19 protein-coding genes and 4 tRNA genes are annotated in these 20,674 nt (G+C 58.6%); 15 read left to right on the top strand and 8 right to left on the bottom strand.

Annotated features, from left to right (window positions below; translation table 11 throughout):
* The first annotated feature begins 94 nt into the window (after positions 1-94).
* Positions 95-1,042 carry a 4-hydroxy-3-methylbut-2-enyl diphosphate reductase gene (gene ispH, locus FHW68_RS20540; protein WP_095632302.1) on the top strand — a complete coding sequence of 316 codons (948 nt, stop codon included), beginning with the start codon at positions 95-97 and terminating at the stop codon, positions 1,040-1,042.
* Here ispH and FHW68_RS20535 read toward each other — a convergent pair.
* Positions 1,011-1,568 (bottom strand): GspH/FimT family pseudopilin, encoded by a 558-nt coding sequence (locus FHW68_RS20535; protein WP_183682730.1) that lies wholly within the window; start codon positions 1,566-1,568, stop codon positions 1,011-1,013. The two genes, ispH and FHW68_RS20535, sit on opposite strands and share 32 nt — an antisense overlap.
* Before the next feature lie 130 nt (positions 1,569-1,698).
* On the opposite strand from FHW68_RS20535, the gene FHW68_RS20530 reads away from it, so the two are divergent.
* The 7 genes from FHW68_RS20530 to thiO are packed head-to-tail and all read left to right on the top strand — an operon-like array spanning position 1,699 to position 8,502.
* Positions 1,699-2,172 (top strand): GspH/FimT family pseudopilin, encoded by a 474-nt coding sequence (locus FHW68_RS20530; protein ID WP_183682727.1) that lies wholly within the window; start codon positions 1,699-1,701, stop codon positions 2,170-2,172.
* On the top strand, positions 2,169-2,618 hold the full coding sequence (pilV, locus tag FHW68_RS20525; protein ID WP_183682724.1) for a type IV pilus modification protein PilV: 450 nt from the start codon (positions 2,169-2,171) through the stop codon (positions 2,616-2,618). The genes FHW68_RS20530 and pilV overlap by 4 nt, the downstream gene beginning before the upstream one ends.
* Positions 2,615-3,328, top strand: a complete 714-nt coding sequence (locus tag FHW68_RS20520; RefSeq protein ID WP_183682720.1) for a PilW family protein — start codon at positions 2,615-2,617, stop codon at positions 3,326-3,328. The genes pilV and FHW68_RS20520 overlap by 4 nt, the downstream gene beginning before the upstream one ends.
* An 11-nt stretch (positions 3,329-3,339) precedes the next feature.
* Positions 3,340-3,819 carry a PilX N-terminal domain-containing pilus assembly protein gene (locus FHW68_RS20515; protein WP_095632297.1) on the top strand — a complete coding sequence of 160 codons (480 nt, stop codon included), beginning with the start codon at positions 3,340-3,342 and terminating at the stop codon, positions 3,817-3,819.
* On the top strand, positions 3,806-6,928 hold the full coding sequence (locus tag FHW68_RS20510) for a pilus assembly protein (protein WP_183682716.1): 3,123 nt from the start codon (positions 3,806-3,808) through the stop codon (positions 6,926-6,928). Before FHW68_RS20515 ends, FHW68_RS20510 begins: the two co-directional genes overlap by 14 nt.
* 14 nt (positions 6,929-6,942) lie before the next feature.
* Positions 6,943-7,344, top strand: coding sequence for a type IV pilin protein (locus tag FHW68_RS20505; protein WP_095632295.1), 402 nt, complete (start codon positions 6,943-6,945; stop codon positions 7,342-7,344).
* A gap of 57 nt (positions 7,345-7,401) precedes the next feature.
* Entirely contained in the window at positions 7,402-8,502 is a 1,101-nt protein-coding gene (gene thiO / locus FHW68_RS20500; protein ID WP_095632294.1) for a glycine oxidase ThiO, read from the top strand.
* 128 nt (positions 8,503-8,630) lie between these two features.
* Here thiO and FHW68_RS20495 read toward each other — a convergent pair whose 3' ends face one another.
* From FHW68_RS20495 to FHW68_RS20480, 4 genes are all read right to left on the bottom strand, one after another.
* Positions 8,631-9,971, bottom strand: a complete 1,341-nt coding sequence (locus FHW68_RS20495) for a sigma-54 dependent transcriptional regulator (protein ID WP_183682713.1) — start codon at positions 9,969-9,971, stop codon at positions 8,631-8,633.
* On the bottom strand, positions 9,968-11,563 hold the full coding sequence (locus FHW68_RS20490) for a HAMP domain-containing sensor histidine kinase (RefSeq protein WP_183682710.1): 1,596 nt from the start codon (positions 11,561-11,563) through the stop codon (positions 9,968-9,970). Before FHW68_RS20490 ends, FHW68_RS20495 begins: the two co-directional genes overlap by 4 nt.
* Positions 11,553-11,786 (bottom strand): PP0621 family protein, encoded by a 234-nt coding sequence (locus tag FHW68_RS20485; protein ID WP_007901926.1) that lies wholly within the window; start codon positions 11,784-11,786, stop codon positions 11,553-11,555. Before FHW68_RS20485 ends, FHW68_RS20490 begins: the two co-directional genes overlap by 11 nt.
* Before the next feature lie 127 nt (positions 11,787-11,913).
* Positions 11,914-12,936 (bottom strand): outer membrane protein assembly factor BamD, encoded by a 1,023-nt coding sequence (locus tag FHW68_RS20480; protein WP_095632291.1) that lies wholly within the window; start codon positions 12,934-12,936, stop codon positions 11,914-11,916.
* A gap of 151 nt (positions 12,937-13,087) precedes the next feature.
* Here FHW68_RS20480 and rluD point away from each other — a divergent pair, with 151 nt between their 5' ends.
* The 7 genes from rluD (at position 13,088) to FHW68_RS20445 (ending at position 18,198) form a co-directional block, all read left to right on the top strand.
* Positions 13,088-14,050: a 23S rRNA pseudouridine(1911/1915/1917) synthase RluD gene (gene rluD / locus FHW68_RS20475; RefSeq protein ID WP_007901932.1), complete on the top strand. Its 963-nt coding sequence runs from the start codon at positions 13,088-13,090 to the stop codon at positions 14,048-14,050.
* Entirely contained in the window at positions 14,047-14,772 is a 726-nt protein-coding gene (pgeF, locus tag FHW68_RS20470; RefSeq protein WP_095632290.1) for a peptidoglycan editing factor PgeF, read from the top strand. Before rluD ends, pgeF begins: the two co-directional genes overlap by 4 nt.
* A 129-nt stretch (positions 14,773-14,901) precedes the next feature.
* Positions 14,902-17,466, top strand: a complete 2,565-nt coding sequence (gene clpB, locus FHW68_RS20465; RefSeq protein WP_095632289.1) for an ATP-dependent chaperone ClpB — start codon at positions 14,902-14,904, stop codon at positions 17,464-17,466.
* 317 nt (positions 17,467-17,783) lie between these two features.
* Positions 17,784-17,859: transfer RNA gene (locus FHW68_RS20460), tRNA-Asn, on the top strand.
* A 9-nt stretch (positions 17,860-17,868) separates the two neighbouring features.
* Positions 17,869-17,945, top strand: a tRNA-Pro gene (locus FHW68_RS20455).
* A gap of 5 nt (positions 17,946-17,950) precedes the next feature.
* Positions 17,951-18,026: transfer RNA gene (locus FHW68_RS20450), tRNA-Lys, on the top strand.
* 95 nt (positions 18,027-18,121) lie between these two features.
* Positions 18,122-18,198: transfer RNA gene (locus FHW68_RS20445), tRNA-Pro, on the top strand.
* A 106-nt stretch (positions 18,199-18,304) separates the two neighbouring features.
* Here the strand turns inward: FHW68_RS20445 and FHW68_RS20440 are convergent.
* From FHW68_RS20440 to FHW68_RS20430, 3 genes are all read right to left on the bottom strand, one after another.
* The gene (locus tag FHW68_RS20440; protein WP_095630605.1) at positions 18,305-18,721 is read right to left on the bottom strand and encodes a hypothetical protein; all 417 of its coding nucleotides are present in this window, start codon (positions 18,719-18,721) and stop codon (positions 18,305-18,307) included.
* Between the two features lie 341 nt (positions 18,722-19,062).
* On the bottom strand, positions 19,063-20,361 hold the full coding sequence (locus FHW68_RS20435) for an NAD(P)/FAD-dependent oxidoreductase (protein ID WP_183682707.1): 1,299 nt from the start codon (positions 20,359-20,361) through the stop codon (positions 19,063-19,065).
* 113 nt (positions 20,362-20,474) lie between these two features.
* Positions 20,475-20,648, bottom strand: a complete 174-nt coding sequence (locus FHW68_RS20430) for a DUF3094 domain-containing protein (protein WP_050681443.1) — start codon at positions 20,646-20,648, stop codon at positions 20,475-20,477.
* Positions 20,649-20,674 lie beyond the last annotated feature (26 nt).

Below are 20,674 nucleotides of genomic sequence, written 5' to 3'. Positions count from 1 at the left end.
TCCGAGTTGGCGATCAGGCCCTCATCGCGGGCAAGCCCGCTTCCACAGGGATTGCAATGATCCAATTTTTCGCGCGCAAGACACGAGGCACAGCATGCAAATCAAACTCGCCAATCCCCGTGGCTTCTGCGCCGGTGTGGACCGGGCGATCGAAATCGTCAACCGCGCCCTGGAAGTCTTCGGGCCGCCGATTTACGTGCGCCACGAAGTGGTCCACAACAAATTCGTCGTCGAAGACTTGCGCGCCCGTGGGGCGATCTTCGTCGAAGAACTGGATCAGGTACCGGATGACGTAATCGTGATCTTCAGCGCCCATGGCGTTTCCCAAGCCGTGCGTACCGAAGCCGCTGGCCGTGGTCTGAAGGTATTCGATGCGACCTGCCCGCTAGTGACCAAGGTGCACATCGAAGTCGCGCGTTACAGCCGCGACGGCCGTGAATGCATCCTTATCGGCCATGCCGGTCACCCGGAAGTCGAAGGCACCATGGGCCAGTACGATGGCAGCAATGGTGGTGCGATCTATCTGGTCGAGGACGAGAAAGACGTCGCCGCGTTGCAGGTGAACAACCCTGAGAAACTGGCCTTCGTTACCCAGACCACCCTGTCCATGGACGATACCAGTCGCGTGATCGACGCCCTGCGTACACGTTTCCCGGCGATCGGCGGTCCGCGCAAGGACGACATCTGCTACGCCACGCAAAACCGCCAGGACGCCGTGAAGCAACTGGCGGACGAATGCGACGTGGTGCTGGTGGTCGGCAGCCCGAACAGTTCCAACTCCAATCGCCTGCGTGAACTGGCGGAGCGCATGGCCACTCCGGCCTATCTGATCGATGGCGCCGAAGACCTGCAAAAGAGCTGGTTCGATGGTGTCGAGCGTATTGGCATCACCGCTGGTGCCTCCGCGCCGGAAGTTCTGGTGCGTGGCGTGATCCGACAGTTGCAGGCTTGGGGGGCCACCGGGGCTGACGAGCTGGCCGGTCGCGAGGAGAACATCACGTTCTCCATGCCTAAAGAGTTGCGCGTGCGCTCTTTGCCTTAACGCTTTTTTGCTTAGCGCACAGCGCCTGTTCAGTTTTATCGCTGCGCAGGCTGACGCGACCGGTCCGGGCCAGTACCACCTGGAGCTGACTCACCGGTTCGTGGCGTGCGCATAAGTGCAATGTCCCCGCTTGAAAGGCCCGTCCGGGCATCAACGGTTCGCCCAGACTGCTGAAGCGCACGAAACGTCTGACCCCCCAATTGCCGACAATCGGCAACCGGGTGCTACTCGCGTGCTCTATCAGTAGCGGATTGCTGCTGTCCTCCGGGCCTTTACCGCTGACATCCAGAATGATCCGCCAACCCTGGCCCCAGTCGCCGTTGATGCCGTGTATCACCACGCTCTGATTGCGGGTGATAGCCGCGGTTCTGGCAGTACGCATACCGCTGACAATCGACTGCGCGGCCTGCTCTCGATGGTTTGATTCTGTCAGTGCAGCGAATGCCGGGCTGACCAACAGCAGAACAATCCCGACAATTGTCAGTCCCATGAGCAGTTCGATCAGGCTGAAACCTTGCTGATGCATGTTATCTCCCTCCCTGGAGTACTGCGGCCCGCGCGATCCGCGCGCGGTAATGGCAAAACAACCGTACATCTGCCGGTCGAATGTTCTAGCGTGTAGAAGCAGGTATAGCCGACGGCAACGGAGGGCACCGATGGATCATCGTACAAAAGGTTTCACGCTGATCGAGCTGCTGATCACGCTCGCCGTGTTTCTGATTCTGATTACCCTGGCCGTTCCGGCTTTTAACCGCTCGGTGCAAAACACCAAGGCCGATACCGAAATCGGCGACCTGCAACGCGCGCTCAATTTTGCCCGGCTTGAGGCGATTGACCGGGGTCTGACCACCCGGGTTCGCCCGACAGCCGGCGGCAGCGTCTGGACCGGCGAGCTGGCCGTTTATGACGGTACAGGCAATCCGGCTAATGTATTGCGGGTTGTTCCAGCGATGAGCAGTGGTGCAACTCTGACGCTAACCTCAGGAGTGACCGCTATTGATTTCAACAATCTGGGCGGTTTGTCGGCACCGTCCACGGCCGTCGTGATCAGTTATGTACTGGGGGCACAGAGCAGGACGCTGAATGTGTGTTTGAACGGACGAATTCTATTGGGTGGAAGCTGCGGATGAGGGGTTGGAGCAAGCGCGCACAGGAGGGCATGACGCTGATCGAGGTGCTGGTCGCGTTGTTGGTTCTGGCGGTGGGGTTATTGGGTACGGCGGCGATTCAGCTCAATGCGCTGAAGTACACCGACAGCTCGCGGATGACCAGCCAGGCGAGTTTTATCGCTTACGACATGATGGACCGCATTCGTGCCAACTCCGGCGCCGATTACACCATCACGCCACCGACCTCCGGCAACCTGAGCGTGGCCCGGGATCAGGACCTTTACGACTTCACCTCCAACATCGTCAATTTCGGCGGCGCCACGGCGACCGGCAGCATTACCCGCAACCAGCGGGTATACACCATCACCATTACCTGGGACGACTCACGGGCCGCCAATAGCGCCGACTCGCGCCGCAGCTTCGTCCTCACCAGTCGCGCCACCGTCGATCCGGCGACGACACCATGATCAAGGCCAGCAAAGGCTTCGGCCTGATCGAGTTACTGATCGCCCTGGCGTTGAGTCTGGTCGTGGTTCTTGGCGTGGCGCAGATCTTCATCGCAGCTAAAAATACCTACGTCAGCCAGAGCACTGCCGCCGGCATGCAGGAAGATGCACGGTTCGTCCTGAGCAAGATGATTCAGGAAATCCGCATGGTCGGCATGTTCGGTTGCCTGGGCACGATTATCGATGCCAGCTCGGCAGGGAGCTTCAATGCCAGTCAGATCACGCCGATCAGTTGGGACAATGCCAACCTCAAATTAACGCTTGTCACCGCCGATGTCGGCGGCAGTGGCGGAACGCCGACCTGGACGGTCATTTCGGACTGTCGTAACACTGCAACGGCCTACTCCGGTCCACGAACGACCACATCCGGGCAGTTGGCGTTTCCGATCCGGCGGTTGGTCTACAGCTTCAGCAACAACCAACTGCTGATGGGCTCTGGTGCCGGCACGCCGACGCAGCAGGTGCTGGTGAACAATGTCCGCGAGTTCAAGGTGAGCTTCGGCCTTGCCAGCTCCGCCACAGATACGGCCGCTTCCAGCTACAGCAGCAACCCGTCCGATCCGGCACGGATCCGAAGTGTGCGACTGACCCTGACACTGAGCGACCCGAACCACCGGGTCAGCGATCAAACCTTCAACGTGGTTGCCGCCTTGCGCAACCGGTTGCCATGAGGGGAGGGCCGATGAATATTTCTCCCACGCCCCCTCACGCCCAGCGCGGCATGGCGCTGTTGGTCAGCCTGGTGTTTCTTCTGGTGCTGACCTTGATCGGTCTTTCATCGATGCAGAGCGCTACGTTGCAGGAAAAAATGGCCGGCAGCGTGATCCTGCGCAACCAGTCGTTCCAGGGCGCGGAAGCGGCATTGCGTATCGGCGAAAGCGCGGTGCAACTGAACACCTATTCATTACCGGTTTGCAGCGGTACCAGCCAATGCGCGCCGCCGGCCGAGGCGTCGATTATTACCGCCGCCGGCTTCAACTCCACCTCGGGAGTGACCTGGATCGCCGCCGGCAACGGCTTTTACGGGGTGCAGAACATTGGGACGACCCTGACGGCCGTGAACGTACCGAGCAACACGTCGGCAACGCTGTACCGGGTGACCGCCGTGGGCATCGCGGGCAATTCGCGCAGTGTGGTGGAGAGTATCTATGCGAAGTACTGAGACCCGCCCAGGCTGGCGCCGCTGGTTATTGCAGCTTTTTTGCGGCGCGGCATCGAGCCTTTATCTGGCAGCGCCGGCTTACGCCTTCACGCCCTCGGATTCGCCGCTGTTGAACGCCGCCGCCGTAGCACCCAATGTAATGCTGTTACTTGATGATTCGGCGAGCATGAACAGCATTATCTGGGCGGCAGGTTTCGATCCGAGCCTCTCACGCCCCCCGGTGGCTATTTGCCTTTCGAATGGTTCGTGCTTGAAAGGTCGCGAACTCGACATGACCGATAACAATATTGCCCTGTCGAGTTTGACTCATGGGACATGTACGAAGGATGGATGGTACGGGTTTTATAAAAACAGCCTTCTCGGTCTGGAATCACTTTGCCTGAAGCTTCCCGATCCGGTGGGGCGCGAAGACACGCTCTATTCGGCTAAATACTTGTCGTACCTGATCAGCCTGGCCAACAACGCCGACCGGGATTTCACCGATGGTTCGATTCCCAATGATTACCGGATGAACGTGGCGCGCAACGTTTCCAAGACGTTGGTGGCCAGCAACCGCTCGCTACGCATCGGTCTGGCAACGTTCAACCTGGCGGTCGGCAACCATAAGAATGACGGCGGTTACATCGTCCGTTCGATCAGTGATTTGTCGGCCGCCAGCGGCACCGTGACCCAGGCTGAGGCCGATGCCAACTACAATGAATTGATTGCCGGAATCGATGAACTGAGCGCCCAGGCCAATACACCCCTGGCTGAAGCCTATTACGAGATCACCCGTTATTTTCGTGGCATGACGCCGTACAACAACGCGACGCCCACCACCTACACCAGCCCGATTCAGTATCGCTGCCAGAGAAATTACGGCGTGGTAATCACAGGTGGTTTGCCAACCTTCGACCATACCTTTCCGACTGACGATCCGCTGGGTGGCAACCAGTTACCGAACTGGGATGGTATCAGCAGTAATGACGGGGCCGATCGTTTCGGCGACAAGGAGGGCGATACCCTGTTCCTGGATGACATCGCCAAGTTCGCCTTCGACATCGACATGCGCTCCACTGGAACCGATGCCACGGGCAAGAGCTGGAATGCCCCGGATTTTTCAAAACAAAACATGAATACCTATACCCTGGGTTTCACTGCGGCAAACCAGATGCTGGCGGACGCCGCGACCTATGGGCAGGGCAAGTATTACCAGGCGATCGACGGCGCCGAGCTCAACAGCGCATTGTCTTCAGCCTTGAGCGATATCACCTCCAGAGCGGGCTCTGGCGGCAGCGGTGTGACCAATGGCACGACCCTGACCAGCAATTCGAACTACTTCCAGACCAGCTACGACCCCAAGGACTGGCGCGGCACCGTGAAATCTTTTGGCTTCACCTCGGCGGGTGCGGTGAACACAGCCGCGGTGCTGTGGACGACCGATACCACCATCGTGCCCGGTGCTACCGCCCCGACTTACCAGTCCTGGAATACCCTGACCAACTCCGTTGTTAGCTTGGCCTACAGCAATTTCTCCCCGGCGCAGCAAGCTTCTCTAAGCCAGAGCCTGCCCGTCGGTATTACCGGCAGCGATCTGGTGGAGTGGAGCAAGGGTATCCACAAAAGCGGGTTGAGAGCGCGCAGTGTATTGCTTGGCGATATCATCAATTCGCCTCTCGTACTGGCTGCACCCACGGACCAGACCGCGTCCGATCTGGTGGGCGACACCACCTACAGCGCTTACCTCGCCACCAAAGCCGCCAATATGAACGCCAGCCTGGTGGTGAACGCCAACGATGGCTTTGTAAACGTCATCAACTCCACCAATGGTGCAAGGCGTTACGGCTATATGCCCTCCAGCGTGCTGCCGTCATTGCGCTACATCGCTGATCCCACTTATATCAACGGTGTGAGCCACAAATATCTGGTCGACGGTCAGGTCGGCGTGTTCGATGCCCAACTCGACAGCACCTGGAAAACCCTGGCGATGGGTGGAACAGGGGCGGGCGGAAAAACCTTCTATGCGTTGCAATTGTTCGACGCCTCGGCCGGTAATGCGACTAAGGCGTTGTGGGAAATCAGCGCGCCGGCCACGCCCAGTACGGCAAACGTTTTCAATGATCTGGGTTATGCCTATGCGCGCCCAGAAGTGGCACGCTTGGCCGATGGTCGCTGGGCCGCGTTTATCTCCAATGGTTATGGCAGCAACTCCGGGGTGGCTGCACTGTATGTAGTGGATATCCGCGATGGCTCGCTGATCAGGAAAATCGTGGTCGACAGCACAGAAACCACTAACGGTCTATCGTCGGTGAAGCTCAGGGTCAATTCGCAGAATGTGGTGCAGGCTGCCTATGGTGGCGACCTGAAAGGGCGGTTGTGGAAGTTCGATTTGAGTGGCACCACCACCGAAACCTGGGGGGTGGCGTTTTCCGGCAAGCCGTTGTTCACCACGGCGGGCGGCGCAACCCAGCCGATCACCGTACAACCGCTGCTCGCCGATCACGCATTGGGCGGCAAGCAAGTGTTTTTCGGCACCGGCAAACTCAATGAAGCCGCCGACAAGACCAGCAAGGATCTACAGGCGTTTTATGCAGTATGGGATGCCGAAGGAGGCGCGGGGCAATTCACTACTTCCAGCCTGCAGGCGCAGGCGGTGACCGGCGTGTTCTCTGGCAGCAGCGGGCAATTCATCACCACCAGCCAGAACGAAGTGATCTACCCGGCAAAAAAAGGCTGGTACTTGCCGCTGGTCTACAACAACGTACTGACCGGGGAGCGAGTGATCAATCAGGCCAGCCTGGTGTCGGGGCGAATCGTATTTACCACGGCCAGTATGGATACCGTTGACCCTTGCGCCAGCTTCGGCTCTGGCAAACTGGTCGAACTCGATGCGTTCAGCGGTAAAATGCTCAATTACGCTGTGCTCGATACCAATGCCGACGGGGTGGTCGACAGCGCCGACACGATTTCCAGCGGGGTGATTTTCACCGGTGGTATCCCGACCCTGAACGCGGTCGTCAACGACGCAACCCGCAAGGTTGTAAACGACTCCAGTGGTGGCGTGACCACACTGGTGGAAAAATCCGGTGGCGGCAGCGGCCGTCGCATCATGTGGCGACAAATACAGTAAGCGAGAGTTGAGGCATGCGCAGATCCAACCGAGGCTTTACCCTGATCGAAATCATGATCGTGATTGCGATCATCGGGATCGTCATCACCATTGGCTATCCAAGTCTCACCGAGTACGTGAAAAAGGGGCGCCGAGCGGAAGTGGCCGGGCTGCTTTCCGAGCAGGCACACATCCTTGAGCGCTTTTATTCGAAGAATAATGTCTACACCAATGCCACCGGTCTGAGCGCCGGCAATGATTTCTACACCATCACTCCGACCCTGACCGATCAGACCTTCCTGCTGACGGCAACACGCAAGGCCGGTTCGACCATGGCGAGTGACAAGTGCGGTGATTTCACTCTCACCAATACCGGCGTCAGAAGCATGGTCAATGCCACGTCCGGTCTGACCACCAAGGATTGCTGGGGTCGTTGAGGTTATCTTTCCGGGCGCCCTTTACGCCCTCTGTCTATTGAACGGTTGGATCAGAACATGAGCAGGCAACAGCAAGTGGTGATTGTCGGCGGCGGGGTGATTGGCCTGCTGACGGCGTTCAATCTCGCGTCCGAAGTACAGAGCGTCGTGCTGCTGGACCGCTCGAATGTCGGTCAGGAGTCGTCCTGGGCCGGGGGCGGGATTGTTTCGCCACTCTATCCGTGGCGCTACAGCCCGGCAGTCACTGCACTGGCTCATTGGTCCCAGGATTTTTATCCACAGCTGGCGGAACGCCTGTTCACCGCCACGGGTGTCGATCCTGAAGTGCATACCACCGGATTGTACTGGCTGGACCTGGATGACGAAGCCGAAGCGCTTGCCTGGGCCAAACGGGAAAACCGCCCGTTGCGGGCTGTGGATATCTCCGCGGCACACGATGCGGTGCCGGTATTGGGCGCCGGTTTTTCCCGGGCGATCTACATGGCCGATGTGGCCAATGTGCGTAATCCACGGCTGGTGAAGTCCCTCAAGGCAGCGTTGCTGGCGCTGCCGAACGTGACGATTCATGAGCAGTGCGAGGTCAGCGGATTTATCCGTGAAGGTGCTACGGTGGTCGGGGTACAGACCTCGATGGGCGCCATTACGGGGGATCAGGTGGTCCTGACGGCTGGGGCCTGGAGCGGTGACTTGCTGAAAAAACTGGGCCTGGAATTGCCGGTCGAGCCGGTCAAAGGCCAGATGATTCTCTACAAGTGCGCGGCCGACTTCCTTCCGAGCATGGTCCTGGCCAAGGGGCGTTATGCCATTCCTCGGCGTGACGGGCACATCCTGATCGGCAGTACGCTGGAGCATGAAGGCTTCGATAAAACGCCGACTGACACAGCGCTTCAAAGCCTGAAGGCGTCAGCGGTGGAATTGATTCCGGCGCTGGCGGATGCCGAGGTGGTGGGGCATTGGGCCGGGCTACGGCCGGGGTCGCCGGAGGGGATTCCCTATATCGGTCGAGTGCCGGGGTTTGAGGGGCTTTGGCTCAACTGCGGGCACTACCGAAACGGCTTGGTGCTGGCGCCGGCGTCGTGTCAGTTGTTTGCCGATGTGATGCTGGGGCGGGCACCGATTATCGATCCTGCGCCGTATGCACCGGCTGGGCGTATTTGACCGCATGATTTTTTGTTGTCGGGCAGAACGCCTTCGCGGGCAAGCCTCGCTCCTACAGGTTTGAGTCGATCAATAAGTTTGTGAACGACATCAACCTGTAGGAGCGAGGCTTGCCCGCGAAGAGGCCCTCAATCCAGCCCCAATTTCTTGAGCCTGTAACGCATCGACCGAAACGACAGATTCAACCGCTGAGCCGCCGCTGTGCGGTTCCAGCGGGTTTCTTCCAAAGCCTGGAGGATGAGTTTGCGTTCGACGTTTTCCAGATAAGCTTCCAGGTTGTCGATCTGCGTCAGGTCTGGCACCTCGCCGTCCGGGTTGCAGTTGCCCTCGGCCAGCCGCAAGTCGCTGGCATCAATTTGTTTGTTCTCGCATAAGGTGTGCGCCCGCTCAAGCATGTTCTCCAATTCCCGCACGTTTCCTGGGAAACGATAGTTTTTCAGTGCTTCGAGGGCTTGCGGGTGGAGTTTTGTCGCGGGTTGGCCAGTGCCAGTTACCAACCGCTTGAGCATATTGTTGGCCAGAAGCTCAATGTCGTCGCGGCGTTCGCGCAAGGGCGGCACCCGCAATTCGATCACATTAAGGCGATAGTACAAGTCTTGGCGAAAGCGTTCGGCGGCGACTTCTGTATCGAGGTCTTTGTGGGTGGCGCAAAGAATGCGTACATCCACCACGGTTTCCTGCTGTCCACCGATGCTGCGCACGGCTTTCTCTTGAATGGCGCGCAAAAGTTTGACTTGCATTGCCAATGGCAGGTCTGCCACCTCATCGAGAAACAAAGTACCGCCATGGGCGGCCTGAAATAACCCGGGTTTGTCTTCGATAGCGCCGCTGAAACTGCCTTTTCGATGGCCGAAAAATTCGCTTTCCATCAATTCTGACGGGATCGCCCCGCAGTTCACTGGCACGAACGGTCGGCTGGCGCGCGGGCCTTGGTCGTGGATCAGTCGGGCAACCAGTTCCTTGCCGCTACCGGATTCGCCGCTGATGTACACCGGAGCCTGGCTGCGGGCGAGTTTGTCGATTTGTTTACGCAGGCTGCGCATCGGCAGTGAGTCACCCAGCAGCCGCCGGTCAATGGCGCTGCTGGCACCGCTGGGTGCCGGCAAACTCAAAGCGCTGGTGACCAGTTCGCGCAGGCGGGTGAGGTCAACGGGTTTGGTCAGAAAGTCGAAGGCGCCAGCCTTGAGGGCGTTGATTGCCGTTTCCAGGCTGCCATAGGCGGTAATCATCGCCACTGGCACTTGCGCGTAGCGCTGCTGGATGTGCTGTACCAGCGCCAGACCGGTGCCATCGGGCAGGCGCATGTCGGTCAGGCACAGATCGAACGCCTCCCGCGCCAGCAGTGCTTGTGCTTCTGCGAGGTTGCGCGCACTAAAGGTGTCAAGTTTCATCCGTCCCAGGGTTATTTCCAGGAGTTCGCGGATATCCGGCTCATCGTCGACGATCAGGATTTTTTGCCGTGGGCTCATGTTCTACTTTGTTTCCGTCCGTGAGCAAAGGTGATGCGAAAGCAGCCGCCGCCTTGGCGTGGGTTGAAGTCTAGGCGGGCTTGATTGCTTTCGCACAGCTCACGGGACAGATAAAGCCCCAGGCCAGTACCCTGGCTGCTGGTGGTGAAGAACGGTTCGAACAGATGCGAACGCTGGTCCGGCGCCACGCCGGGGCCATCGTCCAGGACTTCAAGGATCGGCAACTGGCTGTCCGAGTCAATAAACAACTCGAGCCAGACCTGCGCCTGATAATGGTGCAGGGCACTATGGTGCCAGGCGTTGCGCAACAGATTGTCGAGAATCTGTGTCAGCTGATTCGGATCCATCAAGGTTCTGAAGTCTCCGCCACCGATTCGCAGGTGAATGTGCTGACGCTCGGTTGCCCCCTCGCGGACTTCGGCCACGAAGTGCTCCAGCCATGGTCGCAAATTCAGCCGTTGCGCCACGGTTCGCTGGCGACGGGACAGCTGCAGGACGTTTTCGATTACCCGATTCATTCGCTGAGAGTGGTCTTGAATAATCTGCGTCAGACGCCGATCCGTGCTGTTCAGTTCCTCGGATTCCTGCAGTAACTGCGCGGCATGACTAATGGCGCCTAGTGGATTGCGGATCTCATGGGCAATACCGGCAGTCAGGCGGCCGAGGGCGACGAGTTTAAGTTGTTGGGCCTGCTGGGCGATTTGGGCAATGTCTTCGAGAAAAACCAGCGTCTGGTGGTGTGGGCTTTGGTCCAGGGCAATGAAGCTCGGTTGCAGCTCCAGGCCGTTGCTGGCGATTTTCAGGCTTTGCGGGCGCAAAGTCGGATTGTTGAACCACAGTTGGAGTCGTTCGACCAACGGCATCGAATGGTCGTCGATCAGTTGTCCATCGAGTTTTTCCCGACCCAGCAAGGTCAAGGCGCTGTGATTGGCCAATTGCACACGCCGTTGCTCGTCGAGCACCAGAATGCCCGTGCGCATACGTTGCAAAATCAACGCGTTGAGGGCTTCAAGGCCGAGCACTTCACTGGCTCGCTGCTCGGCCAGGGTTTCGCTGACTTCAATTCTTCGGATCAAGCCTTGCACCAGCAAGGCCGCGATAAAACACAGGGCACCGAGCGTGCCGATTTGCAGGTAGTCGTTGGGGCTGGTGGGGTGGCTGAAGCTCAGAAGGAAGCTCAAACCCACGATGCCGAGGGCGCCAACAGCCGCAATCAGCAGGCCGATGCGCCCGCGCAGCAGGGTATTGCTGATGACCACCGACACGATCAACAGGTTGCCAATGGCGCTGGGCATGCCGCCAGCGGCATAAAACAGACCGCATAGCAGCAGGACATCGACCAGCGCCAGACCGAACAACTGCGCCGGGCGCCGGGTGTTCTCCAGAAAGACCACCAGCAGGATATTCAGCACCAGATACAACCAACTGCCGTTGCGCAGCAAGTCGTCATTGGCAAACGTCAGCAACTGGTTGTCCATGTTGCTGGAGATCAACAGCACCAAAGTGATACCGATGCTTAATCGGTAGAGGTGATAGAGGCGCAGCAGTCGCTGGGCCTGTTTGTTGCCTGGACTGGGCGTCTCAGCGATCACTGGAGCCCGGGCCTTGCTCAAGGTGAGCCTGGCTGCAATACCACTGTTGTTGAAGGCTCAGCGCGCGGTCGCGGGGAAGATGTACGCCGCAATGAGCGCAGCGGACCATGGGTGGCGCGTCTTGCTCTCGCGGCGTGTTGGCGCCCGAAACCGGCGCCTTGAATTTGCGCCAGAGCCATACCGCAGCGGCAATCAGGGCGATCCAGAATAATAAACGAAGCATGGTGAGCTGCTTTTTGACGAGTGAATTGGCAGTTTAGCCAAGGACATGGCAGGCGCACAGTGCAATTGAAGAGCGGAAATAAAAAAGGGAGACCCGAAAGTCTCCCTTTTATGCACAACCTGGTATGTCAGTCGAACACGCCGAAAGTCATGTAGCTGAACCACGAGCGGTCGGTGTTGTTGGCTTCGGACTCGTGCTGCTCTTCTTCGATCACCTCGCCGTCTTCATCTTTAGGCTTGAGCTCGTTCGGAATCGCGTCCTTGGCGTCCTGGAACTGTCGCTGCACGTCCTGGTTGGCGCGGGTTTCACCTGGCGGCAGCGGTGGGCGGGATTCGATCAGGCCCAGCGTGGCCTTGCTCAGCCATGAACGGTTGTCGGCTTCGTCCTTCGAAGGCACGAACTGACCGTCCACCAGGCTTGGGTGGTTCGGGTAGTTGAGCTTCAGGGTTTCGAGGGTGGTCGCGGCCAGTTCGTCCAGGTGCAGACGCTGGTAGGCTTCAGTCATCACTGCCAGGCCGTCACCGACCGAAGGGGTTTCCTGGAAGTTTTCCACCACGTAACGACCACGGTTCGCGGCGGCGACATAGGCCTGACGGGTCAGGTAATAGTCGGCAACGTGAATCTCGTAGGAGGCCAGCAAATTGCGCAGGTAGATCATGCGCTGCTTGGCATCTGGCGAGTAGCGGCTGTTCGGGAAGCGGCTGGTCAGCTGGGCAAACTCGTTGTAGGAGTCGCGAGCGGCGCCCGGGTCACGCTTGGTCATGTCCAGCGGCAGGAAGCGCGCCAGCAGGCCGACGTCCTGGTCGAAAGAAGTCAGACCTTTGAGGTAGTAGGCGTAATCGACGTTCGGGTGCTGCGGGTGCAGGCGAATGAAACGCTCGGCGGCGGATTTTGCAGCCTCAGGCTCGGTATTCTTGTAGTTGGCGTAGATGAGCTCGAGTTGAGCCTGATCGGCGTAGCGACCGAACGGATAACGCGACTCCAGGGCCTTCAGCTTGGCTGTGGCGGCGGTGTAGCTATTGTTGTCCAGATCGTGCTGAGCCTGCTGGTACAGCTCGACTTCGCTCAGGTTTTCGTCTACGACTTCCTTCGATGAGCAAGCAGCGGTCAATGCGAGGATGGCGATCAGCAGCAGGTGTTTCACTTGCATGGCGGCTTGCGTCCCTATGACGGCCGCTGTCTTGGGCGGGGCCGTCCTGTTATGATGAGTGCCCCGTTGAAAAGCCTCGGGGCAAAAGACGCCGTATTTAACCACAAGCGCGCAGCCGAAACCAAAGGCTGTGCCGACGCCTAGTCTGAGCATGTCCGATAAAATTGAACTTCGCGCAGAGGTGCCGTCCGAATTGGGCGGCCAACGCCTCGATCAAGTCGCCGCACAACTATTCGCTGAGCACTCGCGCTCGCGCCTTTCCGCCTGGATCAAAGACGGCCGCCTGACTGTGGATGGGGCGGTAATCCGCCCGCGAGACATCGTTCACGGTGGCGCCATCCTTGAACTCACTGCCGAGCAGGAAGCTCAAGGCGAATGGATCGCTCAAGACATCGAGCTGGACATCGTCTATGAAGACGACGACATCCTGGTGATCAACAAGCCTGCAGGCCTGGTGGTGCATCCTGCCGCCGGTCACGCCGATGGCACCTTGCTCAACGCCTTGCTGCACCACGTGCCGGACATTATCAATGTGCCCCGCGCCGGTATCGTGCATCGCCTGGACAAGGACACCACCGGGCTGATGGTGGTGGCCAAGACCATTCAGGCACAAACACAACTTGTCACGCAATTGCAGAGCCGCAGCGTAAGCCGGATCTATGAATGCATCGTGATCGGTGTGGTGACCGCCGGCGGCAAGATCAACGCGCCGATCGGTCGTCATGGCCAGCAACGCCAGCGCATGGCCGTAATGGAAGGTGGCAAGCAAGCCGTCAGCCACTACCGCGTGCTCGAGCGTTTCCGTTCCCACACCCACGTGCGGGTCAAGCTGGAAACCGGTCGTACGCACCAGATTCGCGTGCACATGGCGCACATCAACTACCCGTTGGTCGGGGATCCTGCCTACGGCGGTCGTTTCCGAATTCCACCGGCTGCCAGTGTGACCATGGTCGAATCCCTGAAGAATTTCCCGCGTCAGGCGCTGCACGCGCGGTTCCTGGAGCTGGATCATCCGACCACCGGTAAACGCATGAGCTGGGAATCGCCATTGCCGGATGACTTCGTCTGGTTGCTGTCGCTGCTCAAGCAAGACCGTGAGGCGTTCATCGGATGAGTGACTGGCTGATTCCCGACTGGCCTGCGCCTGCCGGGGTAAAAGCCTGCGTTACCACCCGTGCGGGCGGCGTCAGCCTGGCGCCGTTCGACAGCCTCAACCTGGGCGATCACGTTGACGACAGCCCTGAAGCCGTCGCCGAGAACCGCCGTCGCCTCACCGATCACTTCTCTATTCAACCGGCCTGGTTAAAGCAGGTTCACGGCATTGTCGTGGTCCAGGCTGACCCAGGCCTGGTAGCCACTGCCGATGCGAGCTGGACGTCAACACCCGGTATCGCCTGCACCGCGATGACCGCTGATTGCCTGCCAGCGCTGTTCTGCGACCGTGCCGGCACTCGCGTAGCAGCGGCCCACGCCGGTTGGCGCGGGTTGGCGGCGGGTGTACTGGAGGCGACGCTCGACAGTCTGGCCGTGCCGCCTCAAGACGTGCTGGTCTGGCTTGGCCCGGCCATTGGCCCACAAGCCTTTGAGGTCGGCCCGGAAGTGCGCGAAACCTTCGTCGAGCAATTGCCCGAAACCGCCAAAGCCTTTGTACCAAGCCACAACGCCGGCAAGTTCATGGCCGACATTTATGAGCTGGCGCGTTTGCGCCTGGCCGCTCGCGGTGTTACTGCTGTTTATGGTGGCGGTTTTTGCACCGTGACCGATCCTCGTTTCTTTTCTTACCGCCGCAGTCCACGCACCGGTCGGTTTGCCTCTCTGGTCTGGCTCGAACGCTAAGCTTCTCTGATCTGCATCAATATCTCGACGCTTGAATCTTCCAGAATCGACCGCATCTATAGCGGTATCTGGCAGGTTTCTTCATTCAGGATGTTTATAGGTCCGGCCTGCTCAAAAGGAAGGTGACCCATGCGTATAGACCGTTTAACCAGCAAGTTGCAGTTAGCCTTGTCCGACGCCCAATCCCTGGCCGTCGGCCTCGACCATCCGGCCATTGAGCCGGCGCATTTGATGCAGGCCATGCTTGAGCAGCAAGGCGGTTCGATCAAACCCCTGCTGATGCAAGTGGGTTTCGACGTCAACAGCTTGCGCAAGGAGCTGACCAAAGCTCTCGATCAGCTACCAAAAATCCAGAACCCGACCGGCGACGTGAACATGTCCCAGGATCTGGCGCGCCTGCTCAACCAGGCTGACCGCCTGGCCCAGCAGAAGGGTGACCAATTCATCTCCAGCGAACTGGTGCTGCTCGCCGCGATGGACGAGAACAGCAAACTCGGCAAATTGTTGCTGAGCCAAGGCGTAAGTAAAAAAGCCCTGGAAAATGCGATCAACAACCTGCGCGGCGGTGAGGCCGTCAATGACGCCAACCACGAAGAGTCACGCCAGGCGCTCGACAAATACACCATTGACCTGACCAAGCGCGCCGAAGAAGGCAAGCTCGATCCAGTGATCGGCCGTGACGACGAAATTCGTCGCACGATTCAGGTTCTGCAACGCCGCACCAAGAACAACCCGGTCCTGATCGGTGAGCCTGGTGTGGGTAAAACCGCCATCGCCGAAGGCCTGGCCCAGCGCATCATCAATGGCGAAGTCCCGGATGGCCTGAGAGGCAAGCGTCTGTTGTCCCTGGACATGGGGGCTTTGATTGCTGGTGCCAAATACCGCGGCGAGTTTGAAGAACGCCTCAAGTCCCTGCTCAACGAACTGTCGAAGCAGGAAGGGCAGATCATTCTGTTCATCGACGAACTGCACACCATGGTCGGCGCCGGCAAGGGCGAAGGTTCGATGGATGCGGGCAACATGCTCAAGCCTGCGTTGGCCCGTGGTGAGCTGCATTGCGTCGGCGCGACCACGCTCAACGAATACCGCCAATATATAGAGAAGGACGCGGCCCTCGAACGGCGCTTCCAGAAAGTCCTGGTGGATGAGCCGAGCGAAGAAGACACCATCGCCATTCTGCGTGGCCTGAAAGAGCGTTACGAGGTTCACCACAAGGTGGCGATCACCGACGGCGCGATTATCGCCGCGGCCAAGCTCAGTCATCGCTACATCACTGACCGCCAGCTGCCGGACAAGGCCATCGACCTGATCGACGAAGCCGCCAGCCGCATCCGCATGGAGATCGACTCCAAGCCCGAAGTGCTGGACCGTCTGGAGCGTCGTTTGATTCAGCTGAAGGTGGAATCCCAGGCGCTGAAGAAAGAAAGCGACGACGCGGCGAAGAAACGTCTGGAAAAACTGCAGGAAGAAATCGCCCGTCACGAGCGTGAGTATTCGGACCTCGAAGAAATCTGGAACTCGGAAAAAGCCGAAGTCCATGGTTCGGCGCAGATCCAGCAGAAAATCGAGCAATCCCGACAGGAGCTGGAAGCCGCACGCCGTAAAGGCGACCTGAACCGCATGGCCGAGCTGCAATACGGCGTGATCCCGGACCTGGAGCGCAGCCTGCAAATGGTCGACCAGCACGGCAAAAGCGAAAACCAGTTGTTGCGCAGCAAGGTGACTGAAGAAGAGATCGCTGAAGTCGTGTCGAAGTGGACCGGCATCCCCGTGGCGAAAATGCTCGAGGGCGAGCGCGAAAAACTGATGAAGATGGAAAGTCTGCTGCATCAGCGTGTGATTGGTCAGGACGAGGCGGTGATCGCTGTCTCCAACGCGGTGCGACGTTCCCGCGCCGGGTTGTCCGACCCGAATCGCCCGAGCGGCTCGTTCATGTTTCTCGGCCCGACCGGTGTCGGTAAAACCGAGCTGTGCAAGGCGCTGGCCGAGTTCCTGTTCGATACCGAAGAAGCGATGGTGCGGATCGACATGTCCGAGTTCATGGAGAAACATTCCGTGGCTCGACTGATCGGTGCACCACCGGGCTACGTCGGCTATGAAGAGGGCGGTTACCTGACCGAGGCCGTGCGTCGCAAGCCTTATTCGGTGATCCTCCTGGACGAGGTCGAGAAGGCCCATCCGGATGTGTTCAACATTTTGCTGCAAGTGCTCGAGGATGGCCGTTTGACCGACAGCCATGGCCGCACGGTGGATTTCAAGAATACCGTGATCGTCATGACCTCCAACCTCGGCTCGGTGCAGATCCAGGAACTGATCGGGGATCGCGAAGCGCAACGCGCCGCGGTGATGGATGCGATTTCCACGCACTTCCGGCCGGAGTTCATCAACCGGGTCGACGAAGTGGTGATTTTCGAGCCGCTGGCTCGTGATCAGATCGCCGGCATTACCGAGATCCAGTTGGGTCGCCTGCGTAGCCGCCTGACTGAGCGCGAGCTGAAGCTTGAGCTGAGCCCGGAAGCGATGGACAAGCTGATTGCCGTCGGTTACGACCCAGTGTATGGCGCACGGCCGCTGAAACGGGCGATCCAGCGCTGGATCGAGAACCCGTTGGCCCAGCTGATTCTGTCCGGTCGATACATGCCAGGCGAGACGGCCAAGGGCACGGTGGAAAACGACGAAATCGTTTTCGTCTGATTCCCGCTGGCAGCAAATTGAAAGAGGCCTCGCGTTGTGAGGCCTTTTTTTCGCCAGGCTGTTGAACTCAAAGGAAAAGGCTTGTAAAGTGCGCCCCGCAGTAAGTCGCCCTGAAGGGTTTCTGCTCCCCAAGCAGGAATCTGAAATAAGTTGCAAATCATTAACTTGAAAGCAATTTAGGGGGTTGACAGAGGTGCTTAAGATTGTAGAATAGCGCGCCTCAGACACACGAACGCAGCGATGCGAACGGGTCGAAGAGGTGAAGCAAGCTTCACAGTTGTAAATTGAAATACCAGTTGTAAATTGAAATATGTAGTTCCGTGATAGCTCAGTCGGTAGAGCAAATGACTGTTAATCATTGGGTCCCAGGTTCGAGTCCTGGTCACGGAGCCAATTTCAAACCGGGGTATAGCGCAGTCCGGTAGCGCGCCTGCTTTGGGAGCAGGATGTCAGGAGTTCGAATCCCCTTACCCCGACCATTTTTGGGTCGTTAGCTCAGTTGGTAGAGCAGTTGGCTTTTAACCAATTGGTCGTAGGTTCGAATCCCACACGACCCACCATTTTTGAAACCAGTTAACGCTGGAATCAAATCTTAAGATCAGACGCCAAAAGCTCTGTTCGCAGAAGGCGCCTTTCAAAGGTGCCTTTTTTTTACCGGGGTATAGCGCAGTCCGGTAGCGCGCCTGCTTTGGGAGCAGGATGTCAGGAGTTCGAATCCCCTTACCCCGACCATATTAAAAATCCTCGTATCGAAAGATACGGGGATTTTTTTTGCCTGCTGTAAATGCAAAAAAAGCCCTGCTTCTCGACTCAGAGGCAGGGCTTGGGTTTCAGAGGCTTAGCTGTTGTCTTTAAGGTGTTCAAACAAGCCCTTCGGCATTTTTTTGCCATTGGCTTCGTAGTTGGCTTTCACGTTATCAAAAGCCTCTTGTTCCGAGATTTGACCATCGTGGTTGGTGTCGATCTTGTCGAAGTCAGCCTTGGGCGCCACCTTCAAAAATTCCGCGCGCGATACCTGGCCATCATCATCGGTATCGGTCCGGGCCATGGAGGCGTCGCCGCATTTGCCTTCGCCGCATTTACCTTCTCCACATTTGCCTTCCGGCGTCTTCACGGCCTGTTCCGCCGAGGCCAGCAAGTAGCCTTGAGTCAATGGCTGCGAAGCGAATACGGAGCCGGACATCATCATGCCGCCGGCCAGGACAGCGCCGAGCAGGCCAACGGTGTTTTTGCTGAGAGTAGTGGTACGGGACATTACAAATCTCCTGGGTTGCACAACACAACCGCTCGATAAAGGACGCCACGTGAATGCGGCAATGACCGGAGCAGGCAGTGCCTTGCTCGGGTGTGGCCATTTAGCGGGTGTGGTGTATCGCTACTGTGTCGCGCAAGGGGGGCTTTGTAAGCGAAGGGATGGAATCAGTGGGGGAGATACAGTGAGAAACACAGGAGCCTGGAAGTTGGACCGAGGCGCCTGCTTCGCGGGCAAGCCTCGCTCCTACAAGATCGTTATTGGTTGCACATTTTGTGTACGACACAGATCCACTGTAGGAGCGAGGCTTGCCCGCGAAGAGGCCCTAAGTAACGCCGAAAATCTTAATGCAGCTTCAATCGCGGTTCAGTCCCGCGACCAATCCTGCTGCCCAGCATCAACATCGCCGTGCGGAACGCGCCATATAGCGCCATCTGGTGCATGCGATACAGCGACACGTAAAACATTCGCGCCAGCCAGCCCTCGAGCATGACGCTGCCGGTCAGGTTGCCCATCAAGTTACCCACAGCCGAAAAACGCGACAGTGAAATCAGCGAGCCGTAATCGGTGTACTTGTATTCCGGCAGGGCTTTGCCTTCGATCCGCAGTTTCAGCGATTTGGCCAGCAACGAAGCTTGCTGGTGCGCGGCCTGGGCACGCGGTGGCACGTTGCGGTCGCTGCCCGGTTGTGGGCACGCCGCGCAATCACCGAAAGCGAAGATATCTTCGTCACGCGTGGTCTGCAGAGTCGGCAATACCTGCAGCTGGTTGATGCGGTTGGTTTCCAGGCCATCGATGTCCTTGAGGAAGCCCGGCGCACGAATCCCGGCGGCCCAGACTTTGAGGCTGGCGTTGATCACTTTGCCATCGGCGGTAATCAGGCTGTCTGTCGTCACTTCGCTGACAGCGGCGTTGGTCATCACATTGACCCCGAGTTTCTCCAGGGTTTTATGCACAGGCCCGCCGATTCGTTCCGGCAGGGCCGGCAACACCCGTGGCCCGGCTTCGATCAGGGTGATGTGCATGTTTTCCGGCTTGATTCGATCCAGGCCGTAAGCCGCGAGTTCATGGGCTGCGTTGTGCAGTTCCGCTGCCAGTTCGACCCCGGTGGCGCCGGCGCCGACGATCGCTACGCTAATCTGTTCGACCTTGTCGGTCTGCCCGGCGTGGGCGCGCAGGTAATGATTGAGCAGTTGTTGATGGAAGCGCTCGGCCTGTTTGCGGGTGTCGAGGAACAGGCAATGCTGCTCCGCGCCCTGTGTGCCGAAGTCGTTGGTGGTACTGCCGACGGCAATCACCAGTGAGTCATAAGGCACTTCGCGCGCCGGCACCAGTTCCAGGCCAGCCTCGTCGTAGGTGGCGGCCAGCTGGATTTTCTTCTGTGCCCGATCGAGCCCGCTCATGCGCCCTAGCTGGAACTCGAAGTGGTTCCATTTTGCCTGGGCAACATAGTTGAGTTCGTCTTCGGAAGAGTTCAGGGAACCTGCCGCCACTTCGTGCAACAGCGGTTTCCAGATGTGGGTCAGGTTCGCGTCGACCAGCATTACACTGGCCGTGCCGCGCTTGCCCAGAGTCTTACCCAGACGGGTAGCCAACTCCAGACCGCCGGCGCCGCCGCCAACGATGACAATACGATGAGTCATGGGGATATCTCGCAAGGCTAAAAGAAATCGGTGCAGTCAACCGAGCGAGCATGAGGGGCTGTTGATGTTTGACGACGCGGTTCGTCATCAAACGTCAACAGACCCTCGGCTGCTCATAGCGTCAGGTAACTGATAAGTCGGCTCAACAGGCCTAAACCAATGGTCACTGCCAACACCAGCACCAGGAGCATCCACGGCCGGAAAGGCCGGCGCTCGACTTGGTGCTGGGACAGGCGCAGGTACTCTTCGACATGCTTTTGGTCGTCGGGGTTCAGGCGGCTGGTCATATTGGCCTCGTCAGGTAGACGTTGCT

Origin of the sequence: Pseudomonas sp. Tn43 (assembly GCF_014192635.1) — a bacterium.
Lineage (GTDB): Bacteria > Pseudomonadota > Gammaproteobacteria > Pseudomonadales > Pseudomonadaceae > Aquipseudomonas.
This window is presented reverse-complemented; position numbering and strand designations above follow the sequence as displayed.